Raw genomic sequence first — 16,589 nt, forward strand, 5'->3', positions numbered from 1 at the left:
CGCGGTCCGCCGGGCTTCCTGTCGGTGCCTCGGCGGCAAGTCTTATCGGTCTCCGCCTGCCCGGTCGAAGGCGAACGGGTCGGCGGGCTCACCGGTCATCGCGTCGAGCGGCCCCTGCGCCAGCCTGGTCACCGCTGCGGGTGACGGCGGCGCGAAGCCTGCCACGAGACGCAGACCCATGAGCGCGTCATCGGGCCGCACGGCAGGTGTTTCGTGCCGAACAACCATACGAAGTATGACACACGGTTGAACGGTCTCCTGACCTGCCGTAATTCCCGGCCCCTCCACTACGGCCAGCGAACGCACCGCCTGGCGGGCGTCGAACCGCCGCATTCCCTTCTTGGTCAGACGTTCGACCTCCACCAGGTCGGCCGCGAGGAACTCCTTCACCGCCCGCTCGGCCTCGGCCGGATCGGCCCCGGGGAGCCGCAGCTCCCACATCGAGCCCTCCAGCCGGTCGGCGAGGTTCCCGTCCCGCGCCTCCACCACATCGAGCACGTCCAGTCCCGGCGGCAGCGAGGCGTCGAGGTCGTCGCGGACCCGCCGCGGGTCGCACGGCCGGTTCACTCCGATCTCGAGGTACTCGGCCTCGCTCGCCACTCCCGTGGGGGCGGCGCCGGCGTAGGAGATCTTCGGGTGGGGGCTGAAGCCGGCGCTGTAGGCCACCGGAATACCGGCTCGCCGCACCGCCCTTTCGACGGCGCGGGAGATGTCGCGGTGGCTGGTGAAGCGCAGGCGGCCCCGCTTGGCATAGCGCACGCGAAGGCGCTGCACGGTGGGTTCGGGCGCGGGCCCGTCGGGAACGGGTTTCAGAGTTCCGTCGTCCTTCCGCTTTCGGTCGATCGTCTTTCAGAATAGGCCGTGAGCGTCAGATCACGGTGAGTGGCAGCAGTTTCCTGCCCGTCGGGCCGATCTGGATCTCCGTCCCCATCGTGGGGCAGACACCGCAGTCGTAGCAGGGCGTCCAGCGGCAGTCCTCGACCTCGACCGTGTTGAGCGCGTCCTGCCAGTCCTGCCACAGCCACTCGCGGTCGAGGCCGGCGTCGAGGTGGTCCCAGGGAAGCACCTCGTGCTCGTCCCGATCGCGCGTCGTGTACCAGTCCACGTCGACCGGCTCGTCGGCGAAGGCACGCTCGGCCGCGGCCATCCACCGTTCGAACGAGAAGTGCTCACTCCAGCCGTCGAAACGGCCGCCGTCCTCCCAGACGGCCCGGATGACCCTGCCCACCCGGCGGTCGCCCCGCGACAGCAGCCCCTCCACGATCGACGGCTTGCCGTCGTGGTAGCGGTAGCCGATGGCCCTGCCGTACTCCTTGTCGGAGCGCAGGGCGTCGCGCAGCGTGCGCAGCCGGCGGTCCACCGTCTCGTGGTCGCACTGGGCGGCCCACTGGAACGGGGTGTGCGGCTTGGGCACGAACCCGCCGATGGAGACGGTGCAGCGGATGTCGCGCGAGCCCGTCGCCTCGCGGCCCGCCTTGATGACCTTCTTGGCCAGGTCGGCGATGCCGAGGACGTCCTCGTCCTCCTCGGTCGGGAGCCCGCACATGAAGTAGAGCTTCACCTGCCGCCAGCCGTTGGAGTAGGCGGTGGTGACCGTGCGGATGAGGTCCTCCTCGGTGACCATCTTGTTGATCACCTTGCGCATCCGCTCGGATCCGCCCTCCGGCGCGAACGTGAGACCGGAACGGCGGCCGTTGCGGGACAGCTCGTTCGCCAGGTCGATGTTGAACGCGTCGACCCTGGTGGACGGCAGGGACAGACCGACCTGGCTGCCCTCGTAGCGGTCCGCGAGACCCCTGGTGACATCGGCGATCTCGGAGTGGTCCGCGCTGGACAGCGACAGCAGCCCGACCTCGCTGAAGCCGGACTCCCTGATCCCCGCCTCGACCATGTCGCCGATCGTGGTGATCGACCGCTCCCGGACCGGACGGGTGATCATCCCCGCCTGGCAGAAGCGGCAGCCCCGGGTGCAACCCCGGAAGATCTCGACGCTGAACCGCTCGTGCACGGTCTCGGCGAGCGGGACCAGCGGTTTCTTCGGGTACGGCCATTCGTCGAGGTCCATGACCGTGTGCTTGAACACGCGCGTCGGCACGCCGTCGCGGTTGGGGACGACGCGCATGATGCGGCCGTCCGGGTGGTACTCGACGTCATAGAACTTCGGGACGTACACCCCGCCCGTGGAGGCGAGGCGCAGCAGCAGCTCGTCGCGGCCGCCGGGCGAGCCCTCGGCCTTCCACTCGCGCAGCACCTCGGAGATCGCGATGGCGATCTGCTCGCCGTCGCCGAGCACGGCGGCGTCGAGGAAGTCGGCGATCGGCTCCGGGTTGAACGCGGCGTGGCCGCCCGCCAGCACGATCGGATCCTCGTCGGTGCGGTCCGCCGCCTCCAGCGGGATCCCCGCCAGATCGAGCGCGGTGAGGAGGTTCGTGTAGCCGAGTTCGGTCGCGAACGACACCCCGAGGACGTCGAACGCGCGAACCGGCCGGTGCCCGTCCACGGTGAACTGCGGGACGCCCTCGGATCGCATGAGCGCCTCGAGGTCGGGCCACACCGCGTAGGTGCGCTCCGCCAGTGTCTCGGGCAGCTCGTTGAGGATCTCGTAGAGGATCTGCACCCCCTGGTTGGGCAGGCCGACCTCGTAGGCGTCCGGGTACATCAGAGCCCACCGGACGGTCGCCTCGTCCCAGTCCTTGACCGTCGAGTTCAGCTCGCCCCCGACGTACTGGATCGGCTTCTGCACCTTGGGCAGCAGCGGCTCCAGGCGGGGAAACAACGACTCGACAGACATGCATCCAGGGTATCGGCTCCGGGGAGTGGCCCCTGCGGATCTTCCGTCCTCAGAAGGGGTGCCAGATCCGGTCGTCGCCCGCGCGCAGCGAGGCCAGGCGGTGGCGCAGTTCTACGTGCGCCGCGACGTCCCGGTGCCCGATACGCAGCACGGCCGTCAGCGTCTGCAGCTCCCTGATGTCGCGGAGCACCGGATAGCCCGGCCAGTCCCTGATGTCGCACCCGTACGCGTGGGCGAAGCCGTCGCGCTGCGCGTCCGACAGCCCGAACCTGGCGCCCTGCAGGGTGGGCACCAGGTCGATCTCGCGCGGCCCCGCGCTGGCCGAGTCCCAGTCGCACAGCAGGATCCGGTCCGCGGTGCGGATCAGGTTGCCCCGGTGCGCGTCCCCGTGGACCAGCCCGTACGGCAGGACGAACTCGACCCGCTCGTAGTACGCCTCCTCCAGCGCCGCGCACCGGCCCAGCAGCCACTCCCGCTCCTCGCCGTCCAGCACGAGACTGGCCCGTACGGCCCGCCGCACGCGGCCGAAGGGGTCGTAGGTCGGCAGCGCGAACGGGACCGGCGGCAGGGAGTGCAGCCACCGCAGCAGCAGGCCGAGCGGAACCGGGTCGCCGTCGTCCGCGCCGTCCTCGTAGTGCCAGAAGGTCGCCAGGCAGCCCTCGACGGCCAGCGGCTGGCGCACGTCGAGCGGCAGCGTGACGGGGAAGCCCTGCTCGTGCAGCCAGCGGGTGACCTTGAGCGAGGTGACCAGGCGGTCGTACTTGCCGGGGGTGCCGGCCTCCGCGAGGCGGACGACGACCCCCTCCCCCGGCAGGTGGTACACCGTGTTGGCGAAACTGCGCAGCAGCCGGGCGCCGTCGGCGCTCAGCCCCGCCTGGCGGCACGCCTCGGCGAGCGCGGGCGGGGTGCCGGCGACGGTGGAAATGCTCATGCCACCTCCTCGCCCAGCGGCTCGGAGTCGCATGCGCGAAAGGCGCTGTGTCTGTTGATTCGCTCGCTCCGCTCGCTCATCGCATGTCCCCCTCACTGCGCGGTGCCTCGGGCACTGCTTCGGACAGTGCCTCGGGCAGCGCCCGGGCGGCCGACTGCGGCAGGCCGGTCGCGCAGAACGACTCCAGCCGCTCGGCGAGAGCGCCGCGCACCATCGTCCGGGTGGATTGCAGGGTCTCGGCGAGACTGTCGATCCTGCGCTCGGGCGGCAGGGCCAGCAACGGGGTCAGGGCCTGCTCGGCCCCGCCCGGGTCGTCCTCCATCAGGTGCGCGACCGCGAGGTGGGCCCCGGCCATCGCCTCACAGCCGTACGACCTGTTCTGCCGGTCCTCCCGCTCGTACAGGTCGAGTGCGGTGCGGGCCTGCTCGATCGCCCGGACGGGCTGGCCGAGGTGCAGGTGCGTGACCGCCGTGTAGTAGGCGTGCTTGGCGGGCCGGAAGGAGAACTCCCCGGCGAACCCGTCGTGCAGTTCGTCCCCGGCGCCCGACTCGCGGGCGTCCGCCGCCTTGAGCAGGTCGTCTTCGGCCTCGCGAGTCCAGCCCAGCATCGCCCCCGCCCGCGCGCGCAGCATGTGCAGCCGCGCGCCGCCCTGACCCCGCGGCAGCTGCGTGAGGCCGTCCTCGGCGTAGCCCGCCGCGTCCTCATACCGCCGGTCCCACAGCGCGACCGACGCCTGCATGCCGCGGGCCCAGCCCATGAGCGACCGGTGGCCGGCGATCCTGCCGTACGTCCACGCCGCGCGGGCGAGGGTGTCGGCGGGCACGCGCCGGCCCATGTCCATGCTCGCGTTGGCCATCAGCCCGCACAGCGTTCCCGCCAGGAAGTACAGCTCACCGGCCTGGCCCGGGTGGACGTGCCGCTCCAGGGCCCGGCGGGTCTGCTCCTGCAGCGCCCGCATCTCCACGAACAGCGGCAGCGGCGCCTCCCAGACATACCGCCGGGACAGCCAGATCACCTGCGTGCGCAGCCGTTCCAGCGTGCTGTCGCCGATCTCGCTCGTCTCGACCCGCTCGGCGTGCTCGCTCGCCTCCTGTGCGGCGGCGCTGATCAGGTCGGGCGCGGCGGGGCGCCGCCACGCCGCGGGGCGGCGCATCTCCGGGGGCGTGTAGTCCCGGGCGAACCCGAGCTGCACCGGGCCCGTCTCGAACAGGCGGCACAGCAGGTCGGTGTAGTCGCGGTCGGGCCGGGCCCCGGCCTCCCACTCCCGCCAGGACCGCTCGCTCAGCCCCCTGCGCTTGATCTGCTCGCGGTCGCACATCGTGTGGAAGCGCTCGATCGCCTCCTCGACCGTCCACCCGTACGCCAGGCGCAGGCACTTGAAACGAGTCAGCTGCGGGCAGCAGAGGTGGATCTCGTCGGCGATCTGATGGAAGACCGCGGTCGTCGGCGGCTCTCCGAGAGCGGCGAGGGTGCGCTCGCGGATGCCGCCGGCGATCTGGATGGCGGACCGGTCCCCGCCGCGTGAGGGTGTCGTCATCGGCTCTCCCAGTGGTGACACCCGCACGCTAACGCCCTGCATGTCACGAACCGGTCACCTCGCGCACTGCGAGTCGCTCTCCTCCAGCCGGAGAGGAACGACCGTCCCGCCGCGGCGCAACTGGGCTGTGAACAGCTGACCGCACAGGCTGGCCGGCGTCTGGGCGAACCACACCGTCGGCGGGTCGCCCGCGGCCGCGGCGGCCCATCGTCCGCCGCCGTACACGATCCGGTAGTCGGGGAAGGCCCTGCGCAGCAGGTCAAGGGCGCGCTCGCGCTCCCGCACCTCGTCGTCCGGAGTCACGGTTCCTCCGTAATGGTTCGTTCAACCCCCGAACCTGTTCTGTTCCCATGATGTTCGCCGCGTGGAGCGGACACCAGTGAGAGCCGGGGTCCGCCACCCTGCGGACGGCTCTCATGGGGGCGGCACAGGTCACACGGGCCGCGACCTGAGGTGGATCGCCTGCAGGATGGCCACCGCCGTCATGTTCGCGAACGTCGCCGTGCCGCCGTAGGAGACGAACGGCAGCGGCACGCCGGTGATCGGCATGATGCCGATGGTCATGCCGACGTTCACGAGCGTCTGGAAGGCGAGCCACGCGATGATGCCGCCGGAGACGAGCCCACTGAACCGGTCGCCGCACATCCGGGCGATCCGCACGCCGCGCAGCAGCACCACGCCGAGCAGGGCCACCACGGTGACCGACCCGACGAAGCCGAGCTCCTCGCCCGCGACGGTGAAGATGAAGTCGGTGTGCTGCTCGGGCACGAAGCGTCCCGTGGTCTGGCCGCCGTGGAACAGGCCCTTGCCGAACACCTCTCCCGACCCGATCGCCACCAGCGCCTGCGTGCTGTTGTAGCCCACGCCGCGCGGGTCGCTCGACGGATCGATGAGCGCGGTGAACCGGGCCACCTGGTAGGGCTTGAGCAGCCCCAGCGACCACACCGCCATCGCCGCGAGGGCCGCGAGCAGCACCCCGGCCCCCACCCAGCGCTTGCGTATCCCGGCGAAGACGATCATCGCGCCGGTCGTCGCCATCAGCACCATCGTGGTGCCGAGGTCGGGCTGCAGCATGACCAGCGCCGCCGCCGCGCCCGCCGCCGCGACGGACAGCGCGAGACCGGAGGCCCTCGGCCGGTCCTTCTTCTTCCCCTTCTCGGACGTCGGTGCCAGCAGCCGCGCCAGCATCACCACCAGCGCCGGCTTCATCAGCTCGGCCGGCTGCAGGGCGAAGCCCCCGCCCAGCAGGATCCACGAGTGGTGGCCGTTGATCGTCGATCCCATCGGGCTGATGACCAGGATCAGCCCGACGACGGCGATGCCGTACAGGACCGGCGCGTACGTGCGCAGCCAGCGGTAGTCGGTGACCGCGACCGCGCTGTAGAGGGCCAGGCCGATGAGCAGGTTGAGCACGTGCTTCTTGGCCATGCCCGTCGGCTCGATCGACGACCACGTCCGGGTGGCCGACCACACCAGCAGCGTGCCGACCGCGCTGAGCGCGACCACCGCGCCGAACAGCAGCCAGTCCATCCGCCAGACGACCGATCCCCGGCCGACCACGCGGCTCGCGAACGACCTCCGCCGTACCCCGATGGCTTCAGTCATGGCAGGTCCGCCTCACTGCGTTTCGCGGCTGATGGCCGGCAGCCGCGTCACCGGTTTGCCGTCCGGAAGCGCCGGCTTGAGCGGCTTGCCGTCGTCCCCCTTGCCGAGGCCGAAGATCCCCTCCCAGATGCGCCGCACGGCGGGCGCGGCGGTCGAGGCGCCGAAGCCGCCCTGCGCCACCATGACCACGGTGACCAGCCGCGGATTGTCCGCGGGCGCGAAGGACGCGAACCACGACGTGTCCTCCTTGCCGTAGACCTCCGCCGTACCGGTCTTGCCGCCGACCTTGACGATGTTCATCGGGAACCCGCGGAACGCGCCCGCGGCCGTGCCGTCCGAGGGCACCTCGCTGAGCGCCTTGCGGATGTAGGTGCGGGTCTCGTCGTTGACCGGCAGGTGCCCCACGATCGGGACCGGGATCTCCTGCTTAAGGGTGCCGTCCGGACGCATCAGCGCCCAGCCGACACGCGGGCTGCGCACGTTGCCGTCGCCCAGCAGCGCCGCGTACGCCCGAGCGAGCTGGAGGGGGGTGACCAGGACGTCGCCCTGGCCGATCGAGAGGTTGACCGCCTCGTAGGCGTGGAAGATCATGCCCTCCAGGCAGTTCTCGTTGGCCAGGCGCTTGGCGAACGCGGCCCGGCTCTGGTCCTTCATATCCGGGTAGCCGATCTTGGCCCGCTTGCACATCTCCGACTTGGTGGAGTTGTACAGGTCGAGCTTCCATGCCCGGGTCGGAATGCGGCCCGCGGACTCGCCGGGCAGGTCGACGCCGGTGCGCTTGCCGAAGCCGTAGGCCTTGGCCATGGTCGGCATCGGCTCCTTGACCTTGGCCTTGGGCGTCTTGCCGCCGTCGCGCAGCCATTCCTCGTACCCGGCCTTGTAGAACACGGTGTCGCACGACTTGACCAGCGCCTCGTGCAACGAGATCGCGCCCAGGCTCATGCCGCCCGCGTTCGGGTAGGACCGGCCCTCGACGTTGTAGGAACTCGGGCACTGGTAGGTGCCGTGCAGGGGCTCTCCGTCGGCGACCATCGCCGACGCCGAGCTGATCTTGAAGGTCGAACCCGGGGCGTACTCGCCGGCGATCGCCCGGGACACCAGCGGCTTGCCCGACTTGTCCGACAGCAGCCGCCGATAGTCCTTCTCCGCGATGCCTCCCGTCCAGACCCTGGGGTCGTACGTCGGCCGGCTGGCCATCGCGATCACGCGGCCGGTCTTGACGTCGAGCACCACGCCGGCGGCGCCGTCCGAGTTCGGCACCTCCCGCATGGCCTGGTCGAGCGACTTCTCGACGACGCGCTGCACGTTGGCGTCGATGCTGGTCACCAGGATGTCGCCGGGGACCGCGTCGGACTGCTGGTTGACCGTGATGACCTTGCCCATCCGATCGACCTGGACGTTGCGCAGGCCGGGCGTGCCGCGCAGGGCGGAGTCGTAGGTGCGCTCCAGTCCGTCGCGGCCGGTGAGGTCGACGCCCGAGTAGTTGGCCTTGAGACCCTCGCGCTTTTCCAGCTCGCTCTGCGTCACCGGCTGCAGGTAGCCGAGGAGCTGGGCGGCGTCCTTGCCGTTGGGATAGTCGCGGATCGCCTGGATGTCGGCTGTGACGCCGGGGAAGTCCTCCTGGCGTTCCAGGATCTGCAGCGCCGCCCGCGGGTTGACGTTGTTGGCGACCGGGATCGGCGTGTACGGCGAGCCGGGCCAGCACGGGCGGCTGATGCCGGGGCCGCACGCCCGGATCTCCTGCTTCAGCTTCGACAGCGGCACCTTCAGCACGGTGGACAGCCGGCGCAGGACGGCGTCGCCGCCGTCCGGCATCCGCTCCAGCCGGCCGCGGTCCACGGAGACCACCAGCGTCGTGCGGTTGCGCACGAGCGGGCGCCCGGAGGAGTCGAGGATCGCCCCTCGCAGGGCGGGGACCCGCACCTCGCGGGTGCGCGTCTCCGTCGCGACCGTGACGAACCGCGACCCCTGCACCACCTGGACCTGCCACAGCCGGACGACAAGCACCACGATCATGGCGATGACCAGCACCTGCAGGACGAGCAGGCGTCCGCGCAAACGTGTCATGCCGTCCCCCGTCTCCAGCTCGGCACGAGCTCGCCACCACCTGCGCGCCTGCGGTGGCCGCCGTGCGTGACCTTGACCGCCCAGAGCACCAGCGGAGCGGCCACGAGATTGCAGATCGCGGCCCGGGGCCATGCCGTGGCCAGCACCGGCCAGGTGACCCCCGGGGCGCCGATCAGCGCGCCCAGACCCGCCAGCATGCCGGGCGCGACCACGGCGCACGCCGCCACCGCGGGCAGCGGCACCCGCTCTCCCACACGCCCGGCCGCGTAGCCGAGGGCGCACAGCACCAGCGCGTACTGGCCCAGGGTGTGGTTGGAGGGGGGCAGCAGGTCGTAGGCGAGCCCTCCGCAGAAGCCGATCACCGCACCCGGCACGGGCCCGCGCCTGGTGGCGAGCGCGGCGACCGTCAACAGCACCAGGTCGGGCGCCCAGGAGAACAACAGCCGGTTGACCACGCTGACCTGGAGCACCAGAGCGACGAAGAGCAGCAACGCGGCGAGGAGGTTGCGGGCCATCGGTCAGTTCCTCCCACCGCGGCCGTCGTCCGCCGCGGCGCCGTCGTGCTGCCGAGGCGCGTTGCGCGGCTCGCCGGCGGCGGGCCGTTCACGGGCGGCGGGCGGCCCCTGGGCGTGCTGTTCCTGGGCGTACTGCTCCTGGGTGTACTGCTCTTGGGCGTACTGCTCCCCGTCCACGGCCTGCGTGCCGTGCCGGCCGCGCCGCTCCCGCGCGGCCTCGGGCCGGGCCTCGCGCGTCTGCCGCTCGGTCGTGGCCCGTGACTCGTCGCCCGCGCCGCGGCCCCGGTCGCCGAGCCCCCACTCGGCCTCCAGCGAGGCGCGCCCCTGTCCGCGGCCGTCGCCGCCGCGCCGCTGGTCCTCACGCGGCGGCTTCGGCGGTGGCGGCTTCGGCGGCAGCACCGCGTCGCGCGGGTCACGCTTCGGCGCCGCGACCACCACGCCGACGACGTCCAGCGAGGAGAAGTCGGTGAAGGGCCGCGCGTAGGCCGTCCTGGTCACCTCACCCGGCGTGTTGTCCACCCGCTCGACCACGCCGATCGGCACCCCCGGCACGTACGGCTTGCTCTGCTGAGAACCGAACGAGACGATCCGGCGGCCCACGCCGATCGGCACGGTGGAGTCGAGCAGGCGGAACCTGACGAGGTTGCCGCCTCCGCCCGCCTCGCCGAGGCCGCTCACGACGCCGAGCTCGTTGCCACCCTCCAGCCTGGCCCCGGCCGACAGGGCCGGGTCGGTCAGCAGGGCCACCGTCGAGCCGGCCGGGCCTGTCTGGACGACGCGGCCGACCAGCCCGGCATCGCTGAGCACCGTCATGTCGGGCCGGATCCCGTCGCCGGTGCCGGCGTCGATCTCGACCGTGTCCTCGAAACCTGCCACCGTACGCCGCGCGACGACCTGGGCCGGCACGATGCGGTAGCGGCCGAGCCCCGCCAGCCCGAGCATGTGGTCCAGCTTCTCGGCCCGCCCCTTGTCGAGCCGCTGCGCCGACACCTCGTCCCGTAGCCGCGCGTTCTCCTTGCGCAGGTCGGCGATGGCGCGCTGCGCGGAGGGCGCGTCACGCAGCATGCCGACAAATCCGGTGATCGGCCGCGTGACGGCGGCGCCGACGCGCTCGACTTTCCCGAACACGGCGCCGGCGAAGTCGCGCACCGGGCCGAGGACGCGGTTGTTCCCGGCCCGGTGATCCACCGTGATGAGGATCAGCGCCACGGCGAGGAGGAGTCCGAGCATGAGACGGGCGCGGCGGGTGTCTCTCATGACGCTCCTTAGTTGCGGGGCTCCGGCACGAGCACCTGCTGGAGGGCTTCAAAGTCCTCCACGCACCGCCCGGAGCCGAGCGCGACCGAGTCGAGCGCGTTCTCGGCCAGGTGGACCGGCATGCCGGTCTCCTCGCGCAACCGGTCGACCATGCCGCGCAACAGGGCGCCGCCACCGGTCACGGCGATCCCCCGGTCCATGAGGTCACCGGAGAGCTCCGGCGGGCACTTGTCCAGCGTCGACTTCACCGCGTCGACGATCGCGTTGACCGGCTCGGCGATCGACCTGCGGATCTCCTCGGCGCTGATGACCACGGTCTTCGGCAGACCGCTGACCAGGTCGCGGCCGCGCACCTCGGCGTGGAAGTCCTCGCCCGTGACGCAGGCGGACCCGACGGCGATCTTGACCTCCTCCGCCGTGCGCTCGCCCAGCATCAGCGAGTACTCCTTCTTGGTGAAGGCGATGACCGCCTGGTCGAGTTCGTCGCCCCCGACGCGGATCGACTGGCTGGTCACGATGCCGCCCATCGAGATGATGGCCACCTCGGTGGTGCCGCCGCCGATGTCGACGACCATGTTCCCGGTCGGCTCGTGGACCGGCAGGCCGGCTCCGATCGCGGCCGCCATCGGTTCCTCGATGATGTACACACGGCGGGCCCCGGCCTGGTAGCCCGCTTCCTTCACAGCGCGTTGCTCCACAGCGGTGATGCCACTCGGCACGGCCACGATGATGCGCGGACGCACGAAGTGCCGCCGTTTGTGGATCTTCTGGATGAAGTACCGCAGCATTCGCTCGGTCACATCGAAATCCGCGATGACACCGTCCCTCAGGGGACGGATCGCGACGATGTTTCCGGGCGTCCGCCCGATCATCCGCTTCGCTTCTATCCCAACTGCCACGATCTTTCCTGTCGTGACGTTGATGGCGACGACGGACGGCTCGTTCAGGACGATGCCGCGCCCTCGGACGTAGACGAGAGTGTTCGCCGTGCCAAGGTCGACAGCCATGTCACGGCCCAGGAATGTCAGCTTGCTGCCCATGCGGAAGGAAGCCTTCCTTCAGGTGGTTAGCGGTTACCGGGTTCAGCGGGAGTGCGGGATGACGCATCGCATTCGAATCGTAACGGCACGTGCTCATGACTGGGCACATCGAGCTCTCAAGCCCCCGGAAAAACCGCTGTCCCCCGACCTAAGCTCGGTCACCACCTGGAAAAACACGAGAGGCCCCGGTTTAAACCGGGGCCTCTCGTGTGGCAAGGACTAGAAACGGTCCGGAAAGAAAATCTTGATTTCCCGGGCGGCGGACTCCGGCGAATCGGAACCGTGGACGACGTTCTCGCCGATCTCCAGGGCGTGGTCGCCGCGGATGGTGCCGGGCGCGGACTTCACCGGGTCGGTCAGGCCGGCCAGGGCGCGGAACGCCTCGACGGCCCGGGGGCCCTCGAGCACCATCGCGACCAGCGGGCCGCCGGTGATGAACTCCACCAGCTCGCCGAAGAACGGGCGCTCGGAGTGCTCGGCGTAGTGGGCCTTGGCCGTCTCGGCGTCGAGCGTGCGCAGGTCCATCGCCACGATCTTGAGGCCCTTGCGCTCGATGCGGCCGATGACGTCCCCGATGAGGCCGCGACGGACCCCGTCGGGCTTGATCAGGACAAGCGTACGCTCGGACACGGTCTTTTCTCCTAAGGTCGTTTGACTCGCCGTACACGGTGGCCCGGCGGATCGCGGGCCCACTCGTCAGCGCCTGGCGAGCTTCAGCTGGGAAGCTCCGACGCAACGGCAGCTTACCGGTCCGGGAACGCCGCTCCGATCGGACGAGTCCGGCGTCGACGGGTCTGCGCCGGCGGATCTGCTGCGGCCGATCTGTGACTGCCGGAGCGGAGCGTCCGGGACGGCGTCCCTGTGCGCGGCGCTATGTGCGGCGGTGTCGATGTGCGGCGCAGTGTCACTGTGCGGCGCAGTGTCACTGTGCGGCGCGGTGTCACTGTGCGGGGCCGGCGTCCCTGGGGATGATGTCGTCCTCCTCCGGCGAGGGGGTCGGCGCGGGGATCACCACCTCACCGTCCGCCGACGCGGCGGCGGCCCGCCGGGTCAGGACGGAGGAAAGCACGATCACTCCGACCACGACGAACCCACCGACGAGCGCCCATATGTGCAGCGCGTCGATGAACCCGTCGACCAGGGCGTTCCCGTCGCCCTGCGCGGTCTCCGCGGCGTCGCGCAGCCGGTTCACCTGGATGCCGGTGCCGAGCAGGAAGCCCGCGAGCACGGCCGGGAAGCACAGCGACAGCCCCAGCATCGCCGATCCGAGGCCCGCCGTGCGGAACGCGCCGACCAGCGCCACCGCCGACCCGGCGGCCAGCAGGACGAACGGCACCACCAGCGGCGTGCCCGACGGCGCCGGGACCAGCAGCCTGATCGCGGCCAGCCCCGCGACGACGGCCGCGAGACCGAGGACCGTCATCCGGGCCGCGAGCGCCTCGGGCGCCCGCCCCGTGAGGACGGCGCCCACGAGCGCGGTCACCGCGGCCACCAGGAACGGCACCCACAGGCCCTTGAGGCCGGGACCGCCCAGAGGGCCGCCGAGCTCGATGTAGGTCATCTGCGCGGCGGTCGGCAGCACCACCAGCCCCACCGCGACGTTGACGAAGGCGAGCGTACGGCCGCCGGGCCCCTCGAACGTGCCGAGCGCCGCGAGGGCCAGCATCGCCACCACCACGACCGCCGCGGCGACGACGACCAGGCGCGGCGGCCAGTCGAAGGTGATCCCGACGCCCAGCACCGCGATGGCCGCGGCGGGCACGATGGCCAGCGCGAGCCGCCCGCGCTCCGCCGACGTCGGCCGGCCCGCGGGCAGGATCTCCCCCTCGGCCCGCGTCCCGCCGTCGCCGGAGATCATCCACAGCACCAGGTATGCCGCGGCGAGGGCCAGCGCCACCCCGGTGAGCAGCGGATACGGCTGGAGGGTGACCTGCCAGGAGGACACGTCGCGGATCGCCCACAGGGCGAGGGCCTGGGCCGACAGCAGCGAGGCGGCGAGCGCGCCCGCCCAGATCGGCAGCAGCACCCGGTGCCGGGGACGCTCGGCGACCGCGACCAGAGTGGCCGGCACGAGCATGCCCGCGCCGATCCCGTGGAGCACCCGCAGCACGCCGACGAGCGCGACGGTGTCGGTGTACCCCCCGGCGACGTCGGCGAGGGCGAGCAGCGTGAGCCCCGCCACGAGGATCGGCGCCGCGCGGAACCTGCGCACCGCGACCGCGGCGAGCGGCACGGTCACCAGCATGGCGGGCAGCGCCAGGCCGTGTGCGCGGATCATGTCGACCTGCGACACGCCCGGCGGCAGCAGCGCCGCCACGACGGAGATCGTGTTCGGGATGGCGACGAGCGCGAGCGGAAGGGCCACCAGGGTGAGCAGCCCGATGACGACGTCGACCAGCAGAGGGACGCGCACGGCACGGACCGGCACGGCGGTCCGTGCCTGCGGTACGGGAGGGACGGCCATGGTTGCCGACTTTAGCGCTTCGTCGTCCCTTCGACACGGCGAGCGACGAAGATGGCCGTTATCCACAGGGCGGCGAAGATCACCCCGAGGAAGAACATGACCGGGACCAGGAATCCTGTGGCGATTGTCAGGATTTCAAGCACAGTGCCCGCAATGTACGCGTACGGGCGCTTCAGCATGCCGGCGACGATCACGCACAGGACGGCCAGGCCGAGTCCGACGGTCAGCGCGAGCGGCGTGGACACGTGGTTGATGGTGATCGCGACCGGGCTGATGAGCGCGACGACGATCGCCTGCATCCCGAGGACGGTCGCGCAGAGCCGGCGCATGCCGGGGGTCACCTCGAACACGACGCTGTTCACTTGGCGGCCTTGAAGAGGATGCGCGCGTCCCCCGCGGTCACGACCGAACCGGTGATGAGGACGCCGGAGCCCAACTCGTCGCCCTGGTCGGCCAGCGCGACGCCCCTGTCGATGGCGTCGTCGAGCCGGTCCTCGATGTGGACGCGATCCTGGCCGAACACGGCCTCCGCCCGGGCCGCGAGGTCGTCCGGGCTCAGCGAGCGAGGAGAGGAGTTGCGGGTGACCACGATCTCCTCGGCCACCGGTTCCAGCAGGTCCAAAATCGTGTCCACGTCCTTGTCCGCCATCACGGCCACCACGGCGACGAGCCGGGTGAACCCGAACGCCTCGGTCAGGGCCTCGACCGTGGCCTCCATGCCCGCGGGATTGTGCGCCGCGTCGATCAGGACGGTCGGGCCCCGCCGTACGATCTCCAGCCGCCCGGGGCTGCTCACCTGGGCGAAGGCCTGCCGTACGACCTCCTCGCCCAACGGGTCGTCGCCGGCCGTCAGCGCCTCCACGGCGGCCAGGGCGCCTGCGGCGTTGCCCGCCTGGTGCGCGCCGTACAACGGCAGGAACACGTCCTCGTACACGCCTTTCAAGCCCCTGAGCTGCAGCATCTGGCCGCCCATGGCGAGCTCGCGATGCAGCACCCCGAACTCCAGCCCCTCGCGGGCGACCACCGCACCGACCTCGGCCGCGCGCCGCATCAGCACCTCGGCAGCAGGCAGCGCCTGCTGTGCCAGCATGGCCATCGCCTTCGGCTTGATGATGCCGGCCTTCTCACCGGCGATCGTCGCGATGTCCGGACCGAGGTAGTCGGTGTGATCGAGCGAAATGGGCGTGATGACGGCAACCGTTCCGTCGGCGACGTTCGTCGCGTCCCAGGTGCCACCCATGCCGGTCTCGACCACGGCGACGTCCACGGGAGCGTCCGCGAACGCGGCGAACGCCATCGCCGTCAGCACCTCGAAGAAACTCAGCTTGCCCACCCTCGCGTCGATCATCTCGAGGTAGGGGGCGATGTCCTGGTACACCTCGACGAACCGCTCCTCCGACAAGGGCTCGCCGTCGATCGAGATGCGCTCGCGCATCGACTGCAGATGAGGGCTCGTGTAGCGGCCCACCCGCAGGTTACGCTCGCGCAGCAGAGCCTCGACCATGCGCGCGGTGCTCGTCTTCCCGTTGGTGCCCGCGATATGAACGACCTTGTACGAGTGCTGGGGGTCGCCGAGGATCTCCATCAGCGCGGTGATCCGGTCAAGAGTGGGGCTGAAATCCCACTCCACTCCCCGTGCCATGATCGCTTGCTCGACGGCTCGATATTCCACGACCCTCAGCGTACGGGAACTCGTAGCCACCCCTTCACGAGGTGGTACGCGGTGCGGGTGATGCGAGCACGGGGTGGTCCACGCACGGGCATCGGGTGGGATGTCGCCGCATCAGTTGACGACGTGTCGCGGTGGGCGTGGTGGCGGTGGGGTTGGTGGGGTTGCGGTTGGCGGCGGGGTTGGGGTCGGTGGGGTGGGGTTGGGGTCGGTGAGGTTGGGGCCGGTGAGGTTGGGACGTCACTGCGCCGGTCGGAAGGTCCGGTCCTCGCGAAGCCCGCTCCGCTGGGCCTTCGCTGCGGTCCTCCCGCCCGCTCCGCTCCTCCCGGGCCGCTGCTCGCGCCCCGGCCAGGTCGGCTCCCCCGGGCTGTTTGCGCTGCCGGAGTGCGGCCCCGCAGCACAATCCCAACCGCATTCCGACGGCGTTCCGGATCGGCGCCGGCCCGCAACCAACCCCTGGACATGCGAAAGCCCCGGCCAACCACAGCCGGGGCACCCACACCACCAACACACCCACACGCGCCAGCACATGCTGTCCGCGACACCCGCACGATCCGGCGCGGGGCACCGGGGGGACGGGGGGGATCCCCCGGGAAATGCGGAAAGGCCACCCCAAACAGGGTGGCCCTCCACAAAGATTGTCCGGCGGTGTCCTACTCTCCCACACCGTCCCCGGTGCAGTACCATCGGCGCTGACAGGCTTAACTTCCGGG

General features: G+C 71.1%; 14 protein-coding genes. All 14 read right to left on the reverse strand.

Features of this window, described 5'->3' with window-relative positions; all coding sequences use genetic code 11:
* Window positions 1-42: 42 nt before the first annotated feature.
* The 14 genes from HHX35_RS33700 to HHX35_RS33765 all read right to left on the reverse strand — a co-directional run bounded on the left by HHX35_RS33700 (window position 43) and on the right by HHX35_RS33765 (window position 15,849).
* Window positions 43-759, reverse strand: coding sequence for a TIGR03936 family radical SAM-associated protein (locus HHX35_RS33700; RefSeq protein WP_205825934.1), 717 nt, complete (start codon window positions 757-759; stop codon window positions 43-45).
* A gap of 109 nt (window positions 760-868) precedes the next feature.
* Window positions 869-2,791 (reverse strand): TIGR03960 family B12-binding radical SAM protein, encoded by a 1,923-nt coding sequence (locus HHX35_RS33705; RefSeq protein WP_182902685.1) that lies wholly within the window; start codon window positions 2,789-2,791, stop codon window positions 869-871.
* Window positions 2,792-2,840: 49 nt separating this feature from the next.
* Entirely contained in the window at window positions 2,841-3,722 is an 882-nt protein-coding gene (locus HHX35_RS33710; protein ID WP_182902686.1) for a phosphotransferase family protein, read from the reverse strand.
* A 76-nt stretch (window positions 3,723-3,798) separates the two neighbouring features.
* Entirely contained in the window at window positions 3,799-5,259 is a 1,461-nt protein-coding gene (locus tag HHX35_RS33715) for a hypothetical protein (protein WP_182902687.1), read from the reverse strand.
* Window positions 5,260-5,313: 54 nt separating this feature from the next.
* A complete protein-coding gene (locus HHX35_RS33720; protein WP_139576230.1) occupies window positions 5,314-5,562 on the reverse strand; it encodes a hypothetical protein in 249 nt (82 codons plus the stop codon).
* A 129-nt stretch (window positions 5,563-5,691) separates the two neighbouring features.
* Entirely contained in the window at window positions 5,692-6,864 is a 1,173-nt protein-coding gene (rodA, locus tag HHX35_RS33725; protein WP_182902688.1) for a rod shape-determining protein RodA, read from the reverse strand.
* A 12-nt stretch (window positions 6,865-6,876) separates the two neighbouring features.
* Window positions 6,877-8,931 (reverse strand): penicillin-binding protein 2, encoded by a 2,055-nt coding sequence (gene mrdA, locus HHX35_RS33730; RefSeq protein ID WP_182902689.1) that lies wholly within the window; start codon window positions 8,929-8,931, stop codon window positions 6,877-6,879.
* A complete protein-coding gene (gene mreD / locus HHX35_RS33735; protein WP_139576227.1) occupies window positions 8,928-9,446 on the reverse strand; it encodes a rod shape-determining protein MreD in 519 nt (172 codons plus the stop codon). Before mreD ends, mrdA begins: the two co-directional genes overlap by 4 nt.
* A gap of 3 nt (window positions 9,447-9,449) precedes the next feature.
* Window positions 9,450-10,703, reverse strand: a complete 1,254-nt coding sequence (locus tag HHX35_RS33740) for a rod shape-determining protein MreC (RefSeq protein ID WP_220506201.1) — start codon at window positions 10,701-10,703, stop codon at window positions 9,450-9,452.
* 8 nt (window positions 10,704-10,711) lie between these two features.
* The gene (locus HHX35_RS33745; protein WP_139576225.1) at window positions 10,712-11,743 is read right to left on the reverse strand and encodes a rod shape-determining protein; all 1,032 of its coding nucleotides are present in this window, start codon (window positions 11,741-11,743) and stop codon (window positions 10,712-10,714) included.
* 219 nt (window positions 11,744-11,962) lie between these two features.
* On the reverse strand, window positions 11,963-12,373 hold the full coding sequence (ndk, locus tag HHX35_RS33750; RefSeq protein ID WP_030505860.1) for a nucleoside-diphosphate kinase: 411 nt from the start codon (window positions 12,371-12,373) through the stop codon (window positions 11,963-11,965).
* 310 nt (window positions 12,374-12,683) lie between these two features.
* Window positions 12,684-14,207, reverse strand: coding sequence for a hypothetical protein (locus HHX35_RS33755; RefSeq protein ID WP_182902690.1), 1,524 nt, complete (start codon window positions 14,205-14,207; stop codon window positions 12,684-12,686).
* Between the two features lie 11 nt (window positions 14,208-14,218).
* Window positions 14,219-14,569 (reverse strand): DUF4233 domain-containing protein, encoded by a 351-nt coding sequence (locus tag HHX35_RS33760; RefSeq protein WP_310739483.1) that lies wholly within the window; start codon window positions 14,567-14,569, stop codon window positions 14,219-14,221.
* Complete coding sequence (locus HHX35_RS33765; RefSeq protein WP_182902708.1) at window positions 14,566-15,849, reverse strand: folylpolyglutamate synthase/dihydrofolate synthase family protein; 1,284 nt, start codon at window positions 15,847-15,849, stop codon at window positions 14,566-14,568. Before HHX35_RS33765 ends, HHX35_RS33760 begins: the two co-directional genes overlap by 4 nt.
* Window positions 15,850-16,589: the final 740 nt, after the last annotated feature.

The organism is Microbispora sp. H10830 (assembly GCF_014161375.1).
GTDB lineage: Bacteria > Actinomycetota > Actinomycetes > Streptosporangiales > Streptosporangiaceae > Microbispora > Microbispora catharanthi.

Excerpts from the sequence above, each read along its gene's own strand:
- mreD (WP_139576227.1), bottom strand. The coding sequence starts at position 9,446 with ATGGCCCGCAACCTCCTCGCCGCGTTGCTGCTCTTCGTCGCTCTGGTG.
- HHX35_RS33715 (WP_182902687.1), bottom strand. The coding sequence starts at position 5,259 with ATGACGACACCCTCACGCGGCGGGGACCGGTCCGCCATCCAGATCGCC.
- HHX35_RS33710 (WP_182902686.1), bottom strand. The coding sequence starts at position 3,722 with ATGAGCATTTCCACCGTCGCCGGCACCCCGCCCGCGCTCGCCGAGGCG.
- mrdA (WP_182902689.1), bottom strand. The coding sequence starts at position 8,931 with ATGACACGTTTGCGCGGACGCCTGCTCGTCCTGCAGGTGCTGGTCATC.
- HHX35_RS33740 (WP_220506201.1), bottom strand. The coding sequence starts at position 10,703 with ATGAGAGACACCCGCCGCGCCCGTCTCATGCTCGGACTCCTCCTCGCC.
- HHX35_RS33765 (WP_182902708.1), bottom strand. The coding sequence starts at position 15,849 with ATGGCACGGGGAGTGGAGTGGGATTTCAGCCCCACTCTTGACCGGATC.
- HHX35_RS33755 (WP_182902690.1), bottom strand. The coding sequence starts at position 14,207 with ATGGCCGTCCCTCCCGTACCGCAGGCACGGACCGCCGTGCCGGTCCGT.
- HHX35_RS33705 (WP_182902685.1), bottom strand. The coding sequence starts at position 2,791 with ATGTCTGTCGAGTCGTTGTTTCCCCGCCTGGAGCCGCTGCTGCCCAAG.
- HHX35_RS33745 (WP_139576225.1), bottom strand. The coding sequence starts at position 11,743 with ATGGGCAGCAAGCTGACATTCCTGGGCCGTGACATGGCTGTCGACCTT.
- rodA (WP_182902688.1), bottom strand. The coding sequence starts at position 6,864 with ATGACTGAAGCCATCGGGGTACGGCGGAGGTCGTTCGCGAGCCGCGTG.